The organism is Bacillus cereus group sp. MYBKT14-1 (assembly GCF_051915185.1).
Lineage (GTDB): Bacteria > Bacillota > Bacilli > Bacillales > Bacillaceae_G > Bacillus_A > Bacillus_A cereus.
Map to the genome: position 1 here is coordinate 75,709 of NZ_JBQAEF010000010.1, position 17,244 is coordinate 92,952.

Sequence of the window (17,244 nt, forward strand, 5' to 3'; positions counted from 1 at the left end):
ATGAAAAAATTTATTGTAGGAACATTTGTAATTATGTCAATTGCGGCGATAGTATTAGATATTCAGTATGCTTGGAAACCAGATGTCCTTGGTCAAGAAGCTAAAACCGTTGAACAAATTAATTCATAATGAAGAAACCCCTTTCCAACCGGAAAGGGTTTTTCAATATTTGTTCCTCAAAATTCTACAAAACTTGAGAAATAAATTAATTGAATTTTTAGTATATTAATAGTGGAAACATAATGCTAATATGAAACTACTCTTTTTCAAAAAATAATTTATTAGGGGGAAGGTTCATGAAAAAGAAAAGTTTAGCGTTAGTATTAGCGACAGGAATGGCAGTTACAACGTTTGGAGGGACAGGCTCTGCATTTGCGGATTCTAAAAATGTACTCTCTACGAAGAAGTACAATGAGACAGTACAGTCACCTGAGTTTATTTCTGGTGATCTAACTGGAGCGACTGGTAAGAAAGCAGAATCTGTTGTGTTTGATTATTTAAACGCAGCAAAAGGTGATTACAAGCTAGGGGAAAAGAGTGCGCAAGATTCTTTCAAAGTGAAACAAGTGAAGAAAGATGCTGTAACTGATTCAACAGTAGTACGTATGCAACAAGTTTACGAAGGAGTGCCTGTATGGGGTTCTACTCAAGTGGCTCACGTAAGTAAAGACGGTTCTTTAAAAGTATTGTCTGGAACAGTTGCACCTGATTTAGACAAAAAGGAAAAGTTGAAAAATAAAAATAAGATTGAAGGCGCAAAAGCAATTGAAATCGCGCAGCAAGATTTAGGGGTAACACCGAAATATGAGGTAGAACCAAAAGCGGACTTATATGTATATCAAAATGGTGAAGAAACAACATATGCATACGTTGTAAATCTAAACTTCTTAGATCCAAGTCCAGGAAACTACTACTATTTCATTGAAGCAGACAGCGGTAAAGTATTAAATAAATATAATAAATTGGATCATGTAACAAATGAAGATAAATCACCAGTTAAGCAAGAGGCACCTAAACAAGAAGCGAAACCGGCTGTAAAGCCTGTAACAGGAACAAATGCAGTGGGTACGGGTAAAGGTGTATTAGGAGATACGAAGTCACTTAATACAACGTTATCTGCATCTTCTTACTACTTACAAGATAATACGCGCGGAGCAACGATTTTCACATATGATGCGAAAAATCGTACTACATTACCAGGAACTCTATGGGTAGATGCAGATAATGTTTTCAATGCAGCGTATGATGCAGCGGCAGTAGATGCTCATTACTATGCAGGTAAAACATATGACTATTATAAAGCTACATTTAATAGAAACTCTATTAATGATGCAGGAGCACCATTGAAATCAACAGTTCATTACGGAAGTAAGTATAATAATGCATTCTGGAACGGCTCACAAATGGTATACGGAGATGGTGATGGTGTAACGTTCACTTCATTATCTGGTGGAATTGATGTAATTGGCCACGAATTAACGCATGCTGTTACAGAGTATAGCTCAGATTTAATTTATCAAAATGAATCAGGGGCATTAAATGAAGCGATTTCAGATGTCTTTGGTACATTAGTAGAGTATTATGATAACCGTAACCCAGATTGGGAAATTGGTGAAGATATTTATACTCCTGGTAAAGCTGGAGATGCACTTCGCTCTATGAGTGATCCAACGAAATATGGTGATCCAGACCACTACTCTAAGCGTTATACTGGTACTAGTGACAATGGTGGCGTTCATACAAACAGCGGTATTATTAACAAAGCAGCTTATTTATTAGCGAATGGTGGTACGCATTACGGTGTTACTGTGAATGGCATTGGTAAAGATAAAGTAGGAGCGATCTATTATCGTGCAAATACGCAATATTTCACTCAATCTACTACTTTTAGTCAAGCACGTGCTGGATTAGTACAAGCTGCAGCGGATTTATATGGTGCTAGCTCTGCAGAAGTAGCAGCAGTTAAGCAATCATATAGTGCTGTTGGTGTAAACTAAGACTTTAAGAGATTATTATTAGTAAAATACCTCAAAAATAGAGAAGGAGCCTATGCTCCTTCTTTATTTTTTTCTCCATTTTTTCCACAAATAAAACAATCCAATAGCGCCTGCGATTGTTACAATCCACTTTGCTTCATTTGTTCCATTTATAACGTGATATGCAGAATATACTTCAATCAATAAGGCCGGTATTTTCCCTATTGTGCTGGCAATACTGAAGGAGAGTAATGACATCTTACCTAGAGCCGCAAATAAAGTCACGATACTTGATGGGATGAAAGGTATCAATCGAAACGATAGAACGAGTAGAAAGGCCTCTCTACCTTCTACATAAAGAAGACGCTCTACCTTTGGATACTTATTTACTTTATCGTGAGTGAACTTTTGAAGGCCCATGCGGTAAATATAAAACGAGATAATAGCCCCTAATGCTTCGCCTACGATCGAAATAACAGTACCATTTGTTACGCCAAAAAGCTGTATATTAATGGCGGTTAAAAAAATACTAGGGATAAAACCTAAAAGACTAATGATGATGTTAATTAAGATACTAAGTGGAATTGCGATTGAATAGTATTCTGTTAAGAAATTTTGAATCGTTTCAGCCATTGTTTAAAATCCTTTATCTTTTTTTGCATTACACCACATTTCGTTTGTATAGGCAAGGGTAAATTTACATAATGTAGAAAAACGTTGATAAGGAGGTATCTTTATACCTTATATGGGTATTAGGTATATGAAAATAGGGGTATTTTAAAATATTTTTAAAAATACTATAAAAACCTTTGTATAAAAGAGTTTTATAGTTATGTTATCTGTGATTTTATCTGGGAAATAATCGAAAAATATAGGGGGTATATATTATAAAAGGCAAAAAATAGAGGGGTGATGAAATTGCTGGGGTAAATATGGAAAAATAGATGAAAAAAATGAAAACTGATAGATTTTTTCGTTGTGAAATTGACTTTTAGTGAAGTTGCGATAATAATCATGGAAGAGGTGATATGATGAAACGAATAAGTAGTCTTTTCTTCAGTAGTTTATTGGCATTAATGCTGATCTTAAGCGGATGTGCAGGAAAAGAACAAAAAACAGAGAAACAGACAGGGAATCAAGCTACATCGGTAGAAAAAATTAGTGATAATATTTTAGATGAAATGGAAGGACCACCTAAAAATGGTCATACGATTGAAAGACATGTAGGCAAGTCAGAAGAGGATTTGAAGAATCGCTTGAAGACAGATAAAGTGTCAGCCGCAAGTACATACTATGATAAAGAAACAGCGACGAAAGCTGTAAAAGATAGCTTGAAGCAACATGACAAGGAAATTCAAGATTGGTTAAAAAATTCTAAAGAGGCTCGTCTCGTATTAAATACAACTCATTCATTTCCTGTTGGAAAAACGGTAATAAAGAAAAATATGAGTGTAAAAGACAAGTTAGTAAAAACTGTTACTGTTTTAGCAAGAGATAAGTCAGGAGAATTAGGGTTTAAGATTATCACTTCTTATCCATCTGATAAATAAGAAGGGGGAGTACATTATGTATACGACATTACAATACTTTCTTAAATCGTACTGTACGTTAAGTATTCATGAGGATGAAATAGTAAGCGTGATGGAAGAGTTTATTGAACAAGAAGACGAAGAAATTGTTTTGAAATTACGTGATGAATTAATAAATATGAAGAAAAAGAACGCGTGGGAAGAGGCGTGTGTATTAGCTGCGAAGCAAGGAAATCGTATGTGGTCTTTAGAAGAAACGAAAGACCATCTTGAAACTTTTTTACTATTACTGCAAAAGAAAAAGGCGTGATTAAATCACGCCTTTTTCTTTATGCTATTCGGTTGATATTATCTATTCTTTTGGAGCGCTTTTATATACGCTTTTTGAAATTTGTCCATTTGATATTACTTCCCCGTTTTGTGTTACTTTTTTATACGTAACCGCGGTGATTTTATCACTAGTTCTACTAATTACTTGAGAAGAAACTTCAACATTTTTACCAGTATTTGTACCGAAAATGCGTGTAGTAATACTACCTCCATTTGAAAATGCTTGAATATAAATATGATTGCCTGTATTATTTTTAAATTTTAAATCTGGACCATAATCTGCTACTGCTGCATCTTGCCCAAGTGGTAAATAATTTACTGGCATAGAATGATTGCTTCGAGAAACAATGCCTAAATCTGCCCTTAAAGCTGCACTGTATAATGTACTACTGACTTGGCAAACTCCTCCGCCTGCACTTTGTATTACTTTACCTTGTGAATATACTGCTGCAGATTTATAACCATGTGCAGCATCAGTTACGCCAACGCGACCGTTAAAACTAAATGTTTCATCAGGTGCGACAATAACCCCACTTAAAGTATTAGCTGACTTATTTACGTTAAATGATTGATTTCCGTTACGGCCAGCCATTGGAGTAGAATATTCAGCAATGACTTCTTTAATACCCATTTTCTGTATGTCTTCTGTAGAACGTTCTGGTTTTATGAATGTAACTGGTAATGTAACATCTGATTTACCAGTAGTAATAGCTTCATTTGTTAAACCGCTTAGTTTCCCTTTATCAATTTTTTCTCCGTTTTGGCTTTGACTAATATTTACTGTTGAGCCTTCAATACTTAATTCTGCGTTAACAGGATTTTTTAATGTTTCATTATATTTATCTTTTATAAAGGTTTCATAAGCTGTTGCATTTAATTGTGGTGTTAATTTATAGTCACGTTTTAATTCACCGTTTTCAGCTTGCTTACGCATTTTATAACGATTCATTACGTTTCCTTCTTGTTCTTTGAAGATTTTGTCAATAATATCTTTCTCTTTATAATTTATCCCTAAATCTTTCCATGTGTAAGTTTGTTTATCGTTTTGGAATATGTAGGTAAGGGATTTTTGGTCTAACTCAGTTACCTTTTGATTAATAATTGCTTGAATATCCTTTTTATTTTTTCCGTCGAGAGAAATACCTTCAAATGTAGTATTTGGTAATGCAGTAGTATCTAATTGATTATTTAATTTGGATACATATTGATATCCCCCAACACCGCCTACACAAAGTAATATGCCCCCAGCAATTGCAGAACCAATCAGTATTTTACTTAGCTTCATTTATTTCCCCCCAGAAATTTATGTATAAATATATGTATTACATTTTTTGTATAAAAATGATGAAAATAACATTATGTACGTACTAGTATACTATTATTTTCACTGTGTGTGTAATGTTTTCATAAAAAATGTTACACCGCTGTAATAATTGTCACTTCTTGTCACAATGTGTATGAAAAATATGTTGAAAAATATAATAAAAAGGCTGTCTAGAAAGATCTAGCAGCCTTTTTATTATAATTTTTTATGTTCATTTTTATTCGTAACACCGAGATGTTTTTGAAGGGTAGTTGAAATAGTATCGACGCTTTTTTCATTTGGAACGTAATAATAAATACCACCTATATATTTATCTGTACCCTCTACTTGCATTTTTTCCATTTTTAAATTTGAATCCATTGAATTTTTTGTAATTGTCATCATATCATCAAAAGTTAAATTAGTTTTTAAATCTTTATCGACAGCGTCTAGTAGGCCACCGATTTTATTAATGGAATTAAGAGATAGTGCCTTTTCAGCAATGGCCTCTAATACAAGCTGTTGACGTTGACCACGCATATAATCACTATCGATATGACGAGTTCTAGCTAGTGCCAGTGCCTCTTCTCCATTTAAATGTTGACGTCCTTTTTTTAGATGAATGGCATCTGCTTCATCTTTACTATTTTGCTCTGTGAACTCAACTGGAACGTCTACAGTAATACCACCAAGAGAATCAACAATTTTAATAAAGGATTTAAAATTGAATTTTACATAGTAGTCAACTGGAACATCTAAAAAGTTCTCTACCGTATCAATTGTGCTGTCTACACCACCGAATACGTGCGCATGTGTGATTTTATCGTATTTATCACGTGATTTAATGTAGACGCGTGAGTCACGTGGAATGCTTACAAGTTTAACGGATTTATCGTTTTTATTAATTGTTGCAAGTAATAACGCATCTGTTCGAGTTGCTTTTCCATAACCTTTTTCCCTAATATCACTTTCATCAACACCCATAATTAGTACGGAAATATTGTCGGTCATAGGTTTAACAGCTTTTTCACGTTTACTGGACTTATCTCCTCGACCTAGTTCAGCATAAGCATTATTTAAGACGGACTTTGCTTTACTGTATATATGGAAGGAGTAGCCTCCTGCTCCAAGTGCTACAATTAGTAATGGAATAAGAAGGAACCAAAGTAGGCGTTTTTTCTTTGAGCGTCCTTTTTTGGCTCGCGTATTGTTGTTCGTGTCGGATTTCATCATTTTTTCTCCTTTAAAACTATCAAAGTGTATACATTTAGAAGTGTATTCAAACACATAAAAAATATTTTACGCTAAATAAAAGCGATTGTACATGTATAAAAAATAGATGTCTTGATTATTTATAAGACACCTATTCGTTATTGTATACAAAAGATAGGGATAAGAAAATGATAAAATTTTACCTAATTACAACATAATGCTTACGATAATTGCAGATAAAATACTAACGAGAGTAGCTCCATATAGTAATTTAAGGCCAAACCTCGCAACAACGTTTCCTTGTTCTTCATTTAGTCCTTTTACCGCACCTGAAATAATACCAATGGAAGAAAAATTGGCAAAAGATACAAGGAAAACAGAAATAATACCAACTGTACGGGGAGAAAGGCTATTAGAAATTTTACTAAGGTCCATCATTGCGACAAATTCATTCGTTACAAGCTTCGTTGCCATAATGCTGCCAGCCGCGACAATTTCAGAACTGGGTACACCGATAAGGAATGCGATAGGTGCAAATACATAGCCGATTAATTGTTGGAACGTAATACCGAATATAATGAGGAACAGGTCATTAATACAACTAATTAATGCGACGAATCCGATGAGCATAGCGCCGACAACAATGGCTACACGAAAACCATCAAGAATGTATTCTCCAAGCATTTCAAAAAAGCTTTGTTTTTCACCTTTGATTTCTAAAATATCTTCGTCATCTTTAACGTCGTAAGGGTTAATGATGAGTATGATAATAAAACCGCTAAATAAATTGAGAACGAGTGCAGTTACTACATATTTAGGTTCAATCATTGTCATATAGGCACCTACGATAGACATAGATACGGTTGACATAGCAGAGGCACAAAGTGTATAAAGACGGTGTTTTGGAATTTGAGCTAATTGTTTTTTCACTGTAATAAAAACTTCTGATTGGCCGACAATGGCAGAGGCGATAGCGTTGTAAGATTCTAATTTACCAAGACCATTTATTTTACTAAGAAAGTACCCGATCCAACGAATAAAAAATGGTAGTATTTTGAAATGTTGTAATATACCAATTAAAACAGAAATAAAGACGATTGGTAATAATACAGTAAGGAAAAATGGCATTTCACCTTTATTTGCAAGACCACCAAATACGAAATTTATTCCATCAGCAGCATACTCGAGTAGCTTGGTAAACAAACTGGAAATGATTCTAATAAGTATGAGGCCGATTTCTGTATTTAATAGTAAATAGGTTAAAATTAACTGTATAATAAGCATGATAAAAATTGGTTTAAATTTAATATGCTTCTTATTATTGCTAGCAATATAAGCGAGCAAGAAAACAACAATTAGTCCGACGAAAAAAGTAATGAATTTCATGGTAAGCCCCCTAAAAGAGATATTCTGCTATATATGTTTTTCATTTCAAGGGAGAATATGCATCTTTGGTAAAGAAAGGAATAGAGAGAGCATGAATATATGTAGAGTGCATCACGTTGCAATTATTTGTTCGAATTATGAGATGTCAAAGGATTTTTATACTAGGATATTAGGGTTTAAAGAGATAAATGAAGTATATAGAAAGGAACGAGATTCTTATAAATTAGATTTATGTGTAGGAGAAGAGTATCAAATCGAATTATTTTCATTTCCAAATCCGCCTGAGCGCAAAAGTTTTCCAGAAGCAGCCGGTCTTAGACATTTAGCATTTGCTGTTACAAATATAGAAGAAGCTGTGAAGCATTTAAACCAATGTGGTGTTGAGACGGAACCGATCCGTATTGATGAAATAACGGGGAAGAAATTCGTCTTTTTCCAAGACCCTGATGCTTTACCTTTAGAATTGTATGAGGTTTGAAAATTGGTGGATTTTATATAGAGTTGCTGTCCAATAATTGAAGAAACTAAAGTGAAACTTCTTTTTAAAAGGAGGTGTAACTTTAGCTAAGAAAGCTAAAGAGCATATGTGGATATTTTAAAATTATTGATGGTAGTCATTCTTATTGGGTTAACAGCATTTTTTGTGGCTGTTGAATTTGCAATTATTAAGGTACGTAGCAGTCGTATTGATCAACTCGTTAGCGAAAAAAGACGAGGTGCACTGGCAGCTAAAAAGGTAACTTCAAATTTAGATGAATATTTATCGGCCTGTCAGCTAGGTATTACAATTACTGCTTTAGGGCTTGGGTGGTTAGGGGAACCAACCATTAAACATTTACTCGAGCCGTTGTTTTTAAAATTAAAATTCTCACCTGCAATTTCCAGTACAGTTTCATTTATTATTGCCTTTGCAGTAATTACATTTTTACATGTTGTCATTGGGGAACTTGCTCCAAAGACATTTGCTATACAAAAAGCAGAACAAGTTAGCTTATTGTTATCGAAACCACTTATTTATTTTTACCGAGTTATGTATCCGTTTATTTGGGCTTTGAATGGTTCAGCGAGGGTTGTAACTGGTTTATTCGGATTACATCCAGCTTCTGAACATGAAGTAGCTCATTCAGAAGAAGAATTAAGGTTAATTTTATCTGAGAGCTATGAGAGCGGAGAGATTAACCAAAGGGAATTTAAATATGTAAATAATATTTTTGAATTTGATAATAGAGTAGCAAAAGAAATTATGGTACCTCGTACGGAAGTTGTAGGCTTATATGAGGACGAACCATTTGAAACACATATTAAAATAATCGCGCAAGAAAAGTATACGAGATATCCTGTATTTGGTGAAGATAAAGATGAAATTATTGGGATGGTTAATGTAAAAGATTTATTTATTCGTTATATGGATGGTAATCGGGATGAGGAGTGCTCGATTATGCCATATACAAGACCAGTTATTGAAGTGCTAGAAAATATTCCAATTCATGATTTACTATTACAAATGCAAAGAAAACACATTCCATTAGCTGTATTGTATGATGAATATGGTGGTACAGCTGGGATTGTTACACTAGAAGATATTTTAGAAGAAATTGTTGGAGAAATTCGAGATGAATACGATGAAGATGAGAATCCTCCTATAGAGCATGTAAGTGAAGGTTATAAAATCGTAGAGGGAAAAGTGCTTATTAGTGAAGTAAATGATTTGCTTGGCATACATTTAATTGCTGATGATGTAGATACAATTGGTGGCTGGATTATGGTACAAAAACAAATCGTTGCTGAAGGAGATATTATTGAGAAACACGGTTTTTATTTTAAAGTCCTTGAAAAGGATATGCATCAAATTAAACGAGTGGAAATAAGGAAAGTAGAAGAATGATTTTCTATAAACTTTAATAAAAAGGATATACAGAAAAATAAATGTTTGCGCTTTCAAAAAAGGTGCTATATAGTGAAGGTGGATACTGAAAAATTCTTCTGAATGATACTCGTGTTTTTAGAGGGCGGATTTTTTGGATAAGGATTTAGAATGAAAAAGTATAGGTGATAAAAATGATAGCAACGAAGGATATACGTATAGAAAAAGATTTTTTAGGTGAAAAAGAAGTACCAAGTGTAGCTTATTATGGTGTACAAACATTACGTGCCGTAGAAAACTTCCCAATTACAGGATATCGCATTCATCCATCACTCATTACAGCAATGGCAATTGTGAAAAAAGCGGCGGCGCTTGCGAATATAGATACTGGTTACTTAGCTAAAGACATTGGACATGAAATTGCAGAAGCAGCGCAAGAAATTGTTGATGGAAAGTTTCATGATCAATTTATCGTGGACCCTATTCAAGGTGGAGCCGGAACTTCTATTAATATGAATACAAATGAAGTAATTGCGAATAGAGCGTTAGAACGTATGGGATATGAAAAAGGGGCGTATGCGAAAATTAGCCCAAACACTCATGTGAACATGGCCCAATCAACGAACGATGCGTTTCCAACAGGGATTCATATTGCAACTCTTATGATGTTAGAAAAGCTTCTTATTACAATGGAAGAACTTCATTCTGCTTTTCGTAAAAAAGCAAAAGAGTTTGATCACGTTATTAAAATGGGACGCACACATTTACAAGATGCAGTTCCAATTCGCCTTGGACAAGAATTTGAAGCGTATAGCCGAGTGCTTGCGCGTGATATAAAAAGAATTAAACAGTCTCGTCAACATTTATATGAAGTGAATATGGGCGCGACAGCTGTTGGTACAGGATTAAATGCAAATCCTACGTATATTGAACAAGTGGTAAAACATTTAAGAACGTTTAGTGGATTCCCACTTGTTGGTGCAGAGCATTTAGTTGATGCAACGCAAAATACAGATGCATACACAGAAGTATCTGCAGCACTTAAAGTATGTATGATGAACATGTCTAAAATTGCAAACGATCTTCGTATTATGGCGTCTGGTCCACGTGTTGGGTTAGCTGAAATTCAATTGCCAGCACGTCAGCCAGGTTCATCGATTATGCCAGGAAAAGTAAATCCAGTTATGGCAGAAGTGATTAACCAAGTCGCATTCCAAGTAATCGGAAACGATCATACAATTTGCTTAGCATCAGAAGCAGGACAATTAGAGTTAAACGTAATGGAGCCTGTGCTTGTATTTAATTTAATTCAATCTATTAGTATTATGAATAATGGATTCCGTGTATTCCGTGAATATTGTATTGAAGGAATTACGGCAAATGAAGAATTGCTGAAGCAATATGTTGAGAAAAGTGTTGGAATTATTACAGCAGTTAATCCTCATATTGGTTATGAAGTAGCATCTCGTATTGCACGTGAAGCAATTGAAACAGGGAAATCTGTTAGGGAGTTATGTTTAGAACATGGTGTACTGACAGAAGAGGAATTGGATATTATTTTAGATCCATTCGAAATGACTCACCCTGAAATTGCTGGAGCTTCTTTATTAAAAAATAAAAAAATGTAATGTGAAAAACACCGATCCACTTGGATCGGTGTTTTATTTTTAAAAGATATTAAATACAGCGTTTAATTGAAGTAAGCTAATAACAGCTAAGAAGATTAAACTGTATTTCATTGCTGTTTTAAATAGAGCAGATTCTTTACCAACTAGTCCAACTGCGGCACAAGCAACTGCTACAGATTGTGGTGAAACCATTTTTGCCATTGTACCACCTACTACGTTTAAGGCAACGAGTGTAGAAGGAACGATGTTTAACTGGTCTGCTGTTACTGCTTGAAGTGGTGCGAATAAAGAACCACTTGAAACTACTGAACCTGTAATGAATACGCCAATCCATCCTAAGATTGGAGAAAGAACTGGGAATGCATTACCAGTAGAAGAAAATGCAAGTCCAAGTGTAGATGACATACCAGAGTAGTTTTCTACGTAAGCTAAAGCGATAACGCTACAAATTGTATATACTGGAGCTTTTAATTCTTTCATTGTTTCAATCATTAATTCTTTAACCATTTTACCTTTTACGCGGTAAACGATAAGTGAAACGATAATTGCTAGTACAATCGCAGTAGTTGTAGAAGAGAATACATCAAATTTGAAAACAGCTGCGAAAGGTGTATCAGCTTTTGTAATTGGTGTAGTTTTCATAACAGCATTATGAAGACCAGGGAACTGAATGTTAAATACTAAGTTTGCTAACGCACCATCTGGAGCAAATAAAGCTTTAATCGGTTTTAAGTTAAAGATTGTTACAAATGCAGTTAAGAATACGAATGGAGACCAAGCGTATAAAATTTGATTGAATGTATGTGATGCTTTAGTTTCTTGTTTTTCTTCTTTAGCAGAAGATTTTGGTTGCCAAACACGTAAGAATAATGCAAGAGCAATCATACTTACAACTGCTGCGAAAATATTAGTAAGTTCTGCACCTAAGAAGTAAGTCACAGCGAATTGAGTAATAGCGAAAGAAACACCACTTACAAGAATACCTTGCCAAGTTTCTTTAATACCTTTAATTCCATCGACCATTGAAACAAGTAAGAAAGGTAAAATAATACTAATGAAAGGTAAAATAAGAACAGTTTGACGACCAATAGTTAATGCGTCAAGTTGAGTTAATTGTGCTGGCACTGTAACTGGAATACCCATAGCACCCATAGCACCACCAGCAATATTAGCTACTAAACAAATACCTGCTGCTTTTAATGGATTAAAGCCCATACCTACAAGTAGTGCGGCTGTAATAGCAACTGGAACCCCTAGACCAGCTGCACCTTCTAAGAAAGCACCGAAAGAATAAGCGATTAATAATACTTGTAAACGTTGATCATTTGTAATGCTTGAAATACTATCGCGAATAATATTGAATTGCTCTGTTTTAACAGTTAATTTGTAAAGGAAAATTGCGGCGATAACGATAGTACAAATTGGATAAAATCCAGATAAAACACCGAATCCAGCAGATGCTACAGCTACTGTTGCTGGCATTTTATAAACAAATATTGCAAGGATAATAGCGACAATCACACTATAAAGACCAGCCATGTAACTTTTCATTTTGAATCCCATTAAACAAATGATGAAACAAAAGATTGGAAGTGCTGCGATTAGTGCAGATAACCAAATATTGTTTAATGGGTCATAAATTTGTGTCCAAGTACTCATAATAATGACAACTCCTATCTATTATATGTGAAGAAATTCACATTATTTGTGAAACTATTCACAATCAACTTACATGCTTAGTATATTCTCCTTCAACACTATTGTCAACGTAAAAAAGTATAATTATTCCATAATAGTGTTAAAAGAAAAGCTTTGTTCATAAAGTAGACAAAAAACACACTCAAATGAATTTAAGTGTGCTGTATAAACTATTTGCATATTATTTTGCTTATTCAGCTGGCATGTTTCCTATAAGTGTATATTAGATGTCATCTTTTATATCGAGTATAAAGTTTGATATATGAACTCATCTGTCCTATTTGATCTAGTGTGAGGGAGGATTGGTGAGTGGATTTAAATAGGAAGTTTTGCACAACAGTCCAACCGCTTGCAATACGAATAAAAAATTAGAAACAAATTTTTAATATCACATCATCTCTTTTTACTGAAAATTCCTTTTAGCGTAACAAAGAGGTTAATTATAGTTCAACTACATTACGATAGGTTATCAATTATAGACGGTATTTTACAATACCGTTACTGTGCGTTTCAATGAGGTGAAAATATAACAAAAAGCTTGATAAAACAACGTTTGCAAGCAAAGTATTCGTAGGCCATTATTTTGCTTTTTCGTTATATCATATAGTATAATATTCAAAATCAGCAAGGATTTTTTCCTGAATTTTTGCTGATAAAGATGGAAAAATTTTTCGGCTTTATAGGTTGATAAAGTTATGTCGTAACAGGAAATATAAGAACAGATATATAAATAAATAAAAAGAACATAAAAACGCAAATAAAAACGAAAATGAGGGGAACTTTATGAGCCAAAATCAATTCGAATGTCGTATTTCAGAAGAAGATGTACAAATGTTAAGAGCGTTAGCTCACCCACTTCGTCTACGTCTAGTAATGGAACTTATGCAAAGAGGAACATGTAATGTAACACAACTACAGGAAGTATTAGAAATTCCGCAATCAACGGTTTCACAACATTTAACGAAGTTAAAGCAAAATAAAGTAGTGCGCTTTGAAAGACGAGGATTAGAAGTGTATTATCAAATCCATAATGATAAAGTAAGTGCGGTAGTAAAAACATTATTTTCTTAAAATTTGAATATTATGGAAAAAGACGTATGGAATATACGTCTTTTTTTATTTGTCAGAAAGGTAGCGAGAGAGTAAATATTAACATGTGAGGAAGAAATGACTATCAATCAACATGCTGCCTTACGGAATATATTCTAAAAGGAAAAGAAAAAATAGAAAGGAGTGTAGTAAGCAAAAGGAGGGACAGTAGTATGGATGTGAAACGTGTGAAACAAATTTTATCTTCTTCAAGTAGAATTGACGTTACATATGAGGGCGTACCAGTATGGATTGAGAGCTGTGATGAGCAGAAGGGGAGTGCTCAAGTGTATGATGTATCTAATCCTGGTGAGAGCGTTCATGTGGACGTGACAGCTTTAGAGGAGAAATAATAAAAAAGACGCTTCTCAATTGAGAAGCGTCTTTTTGTTATTCCATCATATGTGCAATTTTCTTAGAGAACATAAGAAGTACTAATCCCAGTACAATTACGATAATACCGATACTTGCGAATACTTCTAAATATCCTAAAGATTGAGTGAAAGCAGCTAATTGTCCTGCTAATAAGTTTGCGCAGCCAGTACCAGCTAACCATACACCCATTAATAATGATGCTAATTTAACAGGAGCGATTGCACTTACCATAGATAATCCGATAGGTGATAAGAATAACTCACCGATTGTATGGAACATGTAAGTGAATACAATGAATAGTAAGTTTGCCTTTATTGTAATATTACTTTCATCGCTACCAGTTTTTAATACAGCTAAAGTTAGAACTAGATATCCAATTCCTAGTAAAATCATACCTAATGCCATTTTTGTTGGGATTTTTAAATCACCATTTTTTGTTTTCGAAAGTTTAATCCATAATGCAGAAACTGGTAATGCTAATAAGATAATGAATAGTGGGTTTACAGATTGGAACCAAGGTGTTGGAATTGTAAATCCACCGATTGTACGATCTACGAACTTATCTGTGTAAAGTGTTAAAGAACTACCAGCTTGCTCAAATCCTGCCCAGAAGAATACTACGAAACAAGTTAAAATTAAAATTGCAGCAGTGCGTTTTTTCTCTTGTGTTGTTAAAGGTTTTTTCTCAATTACTTTTGCATTTTTTTCTTTAGATTTTTTCCCTACAACAGTTGTTCCGATAGATCCTAAGTAACGAGGTGCTAATAAGTTAAAGGCAATCTGACCAATGATCATACCGATACAAGCTGTTAAGAATCCATATTTATAATCTGCGAAATAACCGCAAATGAATGGAGCAACAAAAGCCCCTAAGTTAATTCCCATGTAGAAGATAGTGAAGGCACTATCACGACGAGAATCGTTTTCGCTATATAATTGACCTAATAAAGTCGAAATATTTGGTTTGAAGAATCCATTACCAATAACTAATAATCCTAATCCTAAAAATAGTCCGGTTTTTGTGTTCATTGAAAATAGTACAAAGTTACCAAGTGCCATGATGATACCACCAATAGTAATGGCATGTCGCTTCGTAATGAAATGGTCAGTTAACCAACCACCGATAATCGGTGTGAAGTATACTAACATTGTGAAAATACCGTAAATTTGAACTGCAACTGCTTTATCAAATCCTAAACCGCCGCTTACTAAGCTCGTTGTTAAATAAAGAACTAATAAGCCACGCATTCCGTAATAACTAAATCTTTCCCATGCTTCTGTAAAGAACAACAAGTATAACCCTGGTGGATGTTTTTTTGGTGATTGTTGCTCTCCAGCTTTGTCTAATTTTAAAGCTGCATCCATTTTTGTTTCCCCCTAATCCTGTATAACGGATATTTATGTAATCATTTTAATTTACAAAATATTTAGAAGTCAATAGAATTATATGGAAATAGAAAGAAAATTTCTAAAAAAGTTCTATTTTTCTTCGACCGTTACTGTATTTTGCCCTGAAAACGAGATGATAAGCGTTTTCAAATGTAATAATTGAATTCTAAAAGAAAATAAAATAGTGATTAATCAGAAAATTTAGATTAAAACATTTATTCTGATATAAAGAAAATATATTCTATTTACTTTCTCAATATAACATATTGGGAATAAAAATACAAAACGAAATAATGTGACATTTAAGTGAATTGAAAAATAACCAGCTCCACAGAAGGGAGCTGGTTAAGGAAATATTATTTAACAAAGCGTTTTTCGATGTCATCTAGTAATAGGTTAGCAGCAATTACACCGCCAGCTGTATTCCAAATAACATCGTCGACTTTGTATGCTTTACCATTCTTTACGGCATTTAAATTTTTAAATAGAGGATCGTTTATATATTCTTTTTCTAGTTCAGATCCTTTTTTCTCATTTCCTTTATCGAATGTGAAGTAGAATAATACGTCACCATCCATAGCAGAAATACGCTCTTTAGATACGTTACGCTCTGCAAAATCATCTTTGTTTTGATCTCCAGGACGTTTAAATCCAAGTTCTTTTAAAATAACACCAGAGAATGTATCGCCATGATAAATACGAACATCACCAGGCATGAAACGAACCATAGAGATTTCTTGATTTACTTTATCGCCAAGTTTGCCTTTTAAATCTTTCATACGTGATTCGTAATCAGCTACAACTTTTTGACCTTCTTTTTCTTTATTTAATGCTTTTGCATAAAATTTGAAGTTATCTTTCCATTCACCACGTAATGTTTCTGAGAACACAGTAGGTGCAATTGCTTTTAATTGTTCGTACACTTTTTCGTGACGCATTTTGTTACCGATAATTAAGTCTGGTTTTAAAGAAGCGATTGTTTCAACGTTAACTTGTCCTTCATCACCAACAACTTTTACATCTTTCATTTTATCCTTAATATGTGGATACCATGGGTCACCAGTCCAAGACTTTACAGCACCAACTGGTTTCACACCTAATTCAAGTAAAGCTTCAGTTCCTTCATTTGTTAAGATAACTACACGTTTTGGATTAGCAGGAACTTCTGTTTTACCCATTGCATGTTCTACAGTAACCACTTCTTTTTTATTATCTTCTTTTGTAGATTCTTCTTTGTTATTTGATTTTCCACAAGCGCTTAAAAGCATTGAAAATGCTAGTAAAAATACAAATACTGTAAACGATTTCTTCCGCATGAAATTCATTATGTACCCCCTATATGTTGAGAATATTTTTCAATAGCAAGCATGATATTAAGCCTTTATCTTTTAATTGTCAATACATATGGGTGAAAATAATTCTCATTTTCGTTGACAATGAGAATTAAGTTGAAATACACTAACAA

The 17,244-nt window shown here is 33.9% G+C and carries 16 protein-coding genes; 9 read left to right on the forward strand and 7 right to left on the reverse strand.

Annotated features, from left to right (window positions below):
* Together ACTFO4_RS22015 and ACTFO4_RS22020 are read left to right on the forward strand one after the other, a co-directional pair.
* Positions 1-129 (forward strand): NprX family peptide pheromone, encoded by a 129-nt coding sequence (locus ACTFO4_RS22015; RefSeq protein ID WP_000713580.1) that lies wholly within the window; start codon positions 1-3, stop codon positions 127-129.
* Positions 130-296: 167 nt separating this feature from the next.
* Positions 297-1,997, forward strand: coding sequence for a M4 family metallopeptidase (locus ACTFO4_RS22020; protein ID WP_000730384.1), 1,701 nt, complete (start codon positions 297-299; stop codon positions 1,995-1,997).
* A 63-nt stretch (positions 1,998-2,060) separates the two neighbouring features.
* On the opposite strand, the gene ACTFO4_RS22025 is transcribed toward ACTFO4_RS22020, so the two are convergent.
* Complete coding sequence (locus ACTFO4_RS22025; protein ID WP_000852223.1) at positions 2,061-2,609, reverse strand: TVP38/TMEM64 family protein; 549 nt, start codon at positions 2,607-2,609, stop codon at positions 2,061-2,063.
* A gap of 398 nt (positions 2,610-3,007) precedes the next feature.
* Here ACTFO4_RS22025 and ACTFO4_RS22030 point away from each other — a divergent pair, with 398 nt between their 5' ends.
* Together ACTFO4_RS22030 and ACTFO4_RS22035 are read left to right on the forward strand one after the other, a co-directional pair.
* A complete protein-coding gene (locus ACTFO4_RS22030) occupies positions 3,008-3,526 on the forward strand; it encodes an RNase A-like domain-containing lipoprotein (protein WP_000822694.1) in 519 nt (172 codons plus the stop codon).
* 16 nt (positions 3,527-3,542) lie between these two features.
* The gene (locus tag ACTFO4_RS22035; RefSeq protein WP_000288803.1) at positions 3,543-3,815 is read left to right on the forward strand and encodes a hypothetical protein; all 273 of its coding nucleotides are present in this window, start codon (positions 3,543-3,545) and stop codon (positions 3,813-3,815) included.
* A gap of 42 nt (positions 3,816-3,857) precedes the next feature.
* Here the strand turns inward: ACTFO4_RS22035 and ACTFO4_RS22040 are convergent, their stop codons facing one another.
* The 3 genes from ACTFO4_RS22040 to ACTFO4_RS22050 all read right to left on the reverse strand — a co-directional run bounded on the left by ACTFO4_RS22040 (position 3,858) and on the right by ACTFO4_RS22050 (position 7,736).
* Positions 3,858-5,120 (reverse strand): VanW family protein, encoded by a 1,263-nt coding sequence (locus ACTFO4_RS22040; protein ID WP_000777355.1) that lies wholly within the window; start codon positions 5,118-5,120, stop codon positions 3,858-3,860.
* Between the two features lie 234 nt (positions 5,121-5,354).
* Complete coding sequence (locus ACTFO4_RS22045) at positions 5,355-6,371, reverse strand: LCP family protein (RefSeq protein ID WP_002163841.1); 1,017 nt, start codon at positions 6,369-6,371, stop codon at positions 5,355-5,357.
* Positions 6,372-6,557: 186 nt separating this feature from the next.
* On the reverse strand, positions 6,558-7,736 hold the full coding sequence (locus tag ACTFO4_RS22050; RefSeq protein WP_000668866.1) for a NupC/NupG family nucleoside CNT transporter: 1,179 nt from the start codon (positions 7,734-7,736) through the stop codon (positions 6,558-6,560).
* Positions 7,737-7,827: 91 nt separating this feature from the next.
* On the opposite strand from ACTFO4_RS22050, the gene gloA2 reads away from it, so the two are divergent.
* The 3 genes from gloA2 to aspA all read left to right on the forward strand — a co-directional run bounded on the left by gloA2 (position 7,828) and on the right by aspA (position 11,228).
* Positions 7,828-8,214 carry an SMU1112c/YaeR family gloxylase I-like metalloprotein gene (gene gloA2, locus ACTFO4_RS22055; protein ID WP_001017671.1) on the forward strand — a complete coding sequence of 129 codons (387 nt, stop codon included), beginning with the start codon at positions 7,828-7,830 and terminating at the stop codon, positions 8,212-8,214.
* A gap of 108 nt (positions 8,215-8,322) precedes the next feature.
* Positions 8,323-9,621 (forward strand): hemolysin family protein, encoded by a 1,299-nt coding sequence (locus tag ACTFO4_RS22060; protein ID WP_000353311.1) that lies wholly within the window; start codon positions 8,323-8,325, stop codon positions 9,619-9,621.
* A gap of 173 nt (positions 9,622-9,794) precedes the next feature.
* Positions 9,795-11,228: an aspartate ammonia-lyase gene (gene aspA / locus ACTFO4_RS22065; RefSeq protein WP_000562158.1), complete on the forward strand. Its 1,434-nt coding sequence runs from the start codon at positions 9,795-9,797 to the stop codon at positions 11,226-11,228.
* A 39-nt stretch (positions 11,229-11,267) separates the two neighbouring features.
* Here aspA and ACTFO4_RS22070 read toward each other — a convergent pair whose 3' ends face one another.
* Positions 11,268-12,887, reverse strand: coding sequence for an L-lactate permease (locus ACTFO4_RS22070; protein WP_078421549.1), 1,620 nt, complete (start codon positions 12,885-12,887; stop codon positions 11,268-11,270).
* An 822-nt stretch (positions 12,888-13,709) separates the two neighbouring features.
* On the opposite strand from ACTFO4_RS22070, the gene ACTFO4_RS22075 reads away from it, so the two are divergent.
* Both ACTFO4_RS22075 and ACTFO4_RS22080 read left to right on the forward strand, forming a co-directional pair.
* Positions 13,710-13,997 (forward strand): ArsR/SmtB family transcription factor, encoded by a 288-nt coding sequence (locus tag ACTFO4_RS22075; protein WP_000081428.1) that lies wholly within the window; start codon positions 13,710-13,712, stop codon positions 13,995-13,997.
* Positions 13,998-14,188: 191 nt separating this feature from the next.
* Positions 14,189-14,368, forward strand: coding sequence for an acid-soluble spore protein H (locus ACTFO4_RS22080; protein WP_000382679.1), 180 nt, complete (start codon positions 14,189-14,191; stop codon positions 14,366-14,368).
* Between the two features lie 37 nt (positions 14,369-14,405).
* Here ACTFO4_RS22080 and ACTFO4_RS22085 read toward each other — a convergent pair whose 3' ends face one another.
* Together ACTFO4_RS22085 and ACTFO4_RS22090 are read right to left on the reverse strand one after the other, a co-directional pair.
* Entirely contained in the window at positions 14,406-15,755 is a 1,350-nt protein-coding gene (locus ACTFO4_RS22085; protein ID WP_000338317.1) for a peptide MFS transporter, read from the reverse strand.
* 380 nt (positions 15,756-16,135) lie between these two features.
* Positions 16,136-17,104 (reverse strand): ABC transporter substrate-binding protein, encoded by a 969-nt coding sequence (locus ACTFO4_RS22090; protein WP_001010276.1) that lies wholly within the window; start codon positions 17,102-17,104, stop codon positions 16,136-16,138.
* Between the last annotated feature and the right edge of the window lie 140 nt (positions 17,105-17,244).

Bases quoted from the DNA above. Each gene is read 5' to 3' on its own strand.
- ACTFO4_RS22080 (WP_000382679.1), top strand. From the start codon at position 14,189: ATGGATGTGAAACGTGTGAAACAAATTTTATCTTCTTCAAGTAGAATT.
- ACTFO4_RS22025 (WP_000852223.1), bottom strand. From the start codon at position 2,609: ATGGCTGAAACGATTCAAAATTTCTTAACAGAATACTATTCAATCGCA.
- ACTFO4_RS22090 (WP_001010276.1), bottom strand. From the start codon at position 17,104: ATGAATTTCATGCGGAAGAAATCGTTTACAGTATTTGTATTTTTACTA.
- gloA2 (WP_001017671.1), top strand. From the start codon at position 7,828: ATGAATATATGTAGAGTGCATCACGTTGCAATTATTTGTTCGAATTAT.
- ACTFO4_RS22030 (WP_000822694.1), top strand. From the start codon at position 3,008: ATGAAACGAATAAGTAGTCTTTTCTTCAGTAGTTTATTGGCATTAATG.
- ACTFO4_RS22040 (WP_000777355.1), bottom strand. From the start codon at position 5,120: ATGAAGCTAAGTAAAATACTGATTGGTTCTGCAATTGCTGGGGGCATA.
- ACTFO4_RS22085 (WP_000338317.1), bottom strand. From the start codon at position 15,755: ATGGATGCAGCTTTAAAATTAGACAAAGCTGGAGAGCAACAATCACCA.
- ACTFO4_RS22015 (WP_000713580.1), top strand. From the start codon at position 1: ATGAAAAAATTTATTGTAGGAACATTTGTAATTATGTCAATTGCGGCG.
- ACTFO4_RS22035 (WP_000288803.1), top strand. From the start codon at position 3,543: ATGTATACGACATTACAATACTTTCTTAAATCGTACTGTACGTTAAGT.
- ACTFO4_RS22075 (WP_000081428.1), top strand. From the start codon at position 13,710: ATGAGCCAAAATCAATTCGAATGTCGTATTTCAGAAGAAGATGTACAA.
- ACTFO4_RS22020 (WP_000730384.1), top strand. From the start codon at position 297: ATGAAAAAGAAAAGTTTAGCGTTAGTATTAGCGACAGGAATGGCAGTT.
- ACTFO4_RS22070 (WP_078421549.1), bottom strand. From the start codon at position 12,887: ATGAGTACTTGGACACAAATTTATGACCCATTAAACAATATTTGGTTA.
- ACTFO4_RS22045 (WP_002163841.1), bottom strand. From the start codon at position 6,371: ATGATGAAATCCGACACGAACAACAATACGCGAGCCAAAAAAGGACGC.
- ACTFO4_RS22050 (WP_000668866.1), bottom strand. From the start codon at position 7,736: ATGAAATTCATTACTTTTTTCGTCGGACTAATTGTTGTTTTCTTGCTC.
- aspA (WP_000562158.1), top strand. From the start codon at position 9,795: ATGATAGCAACGAAGGATATACGTATAGAAAAAGATTTTTTAGGTGAA.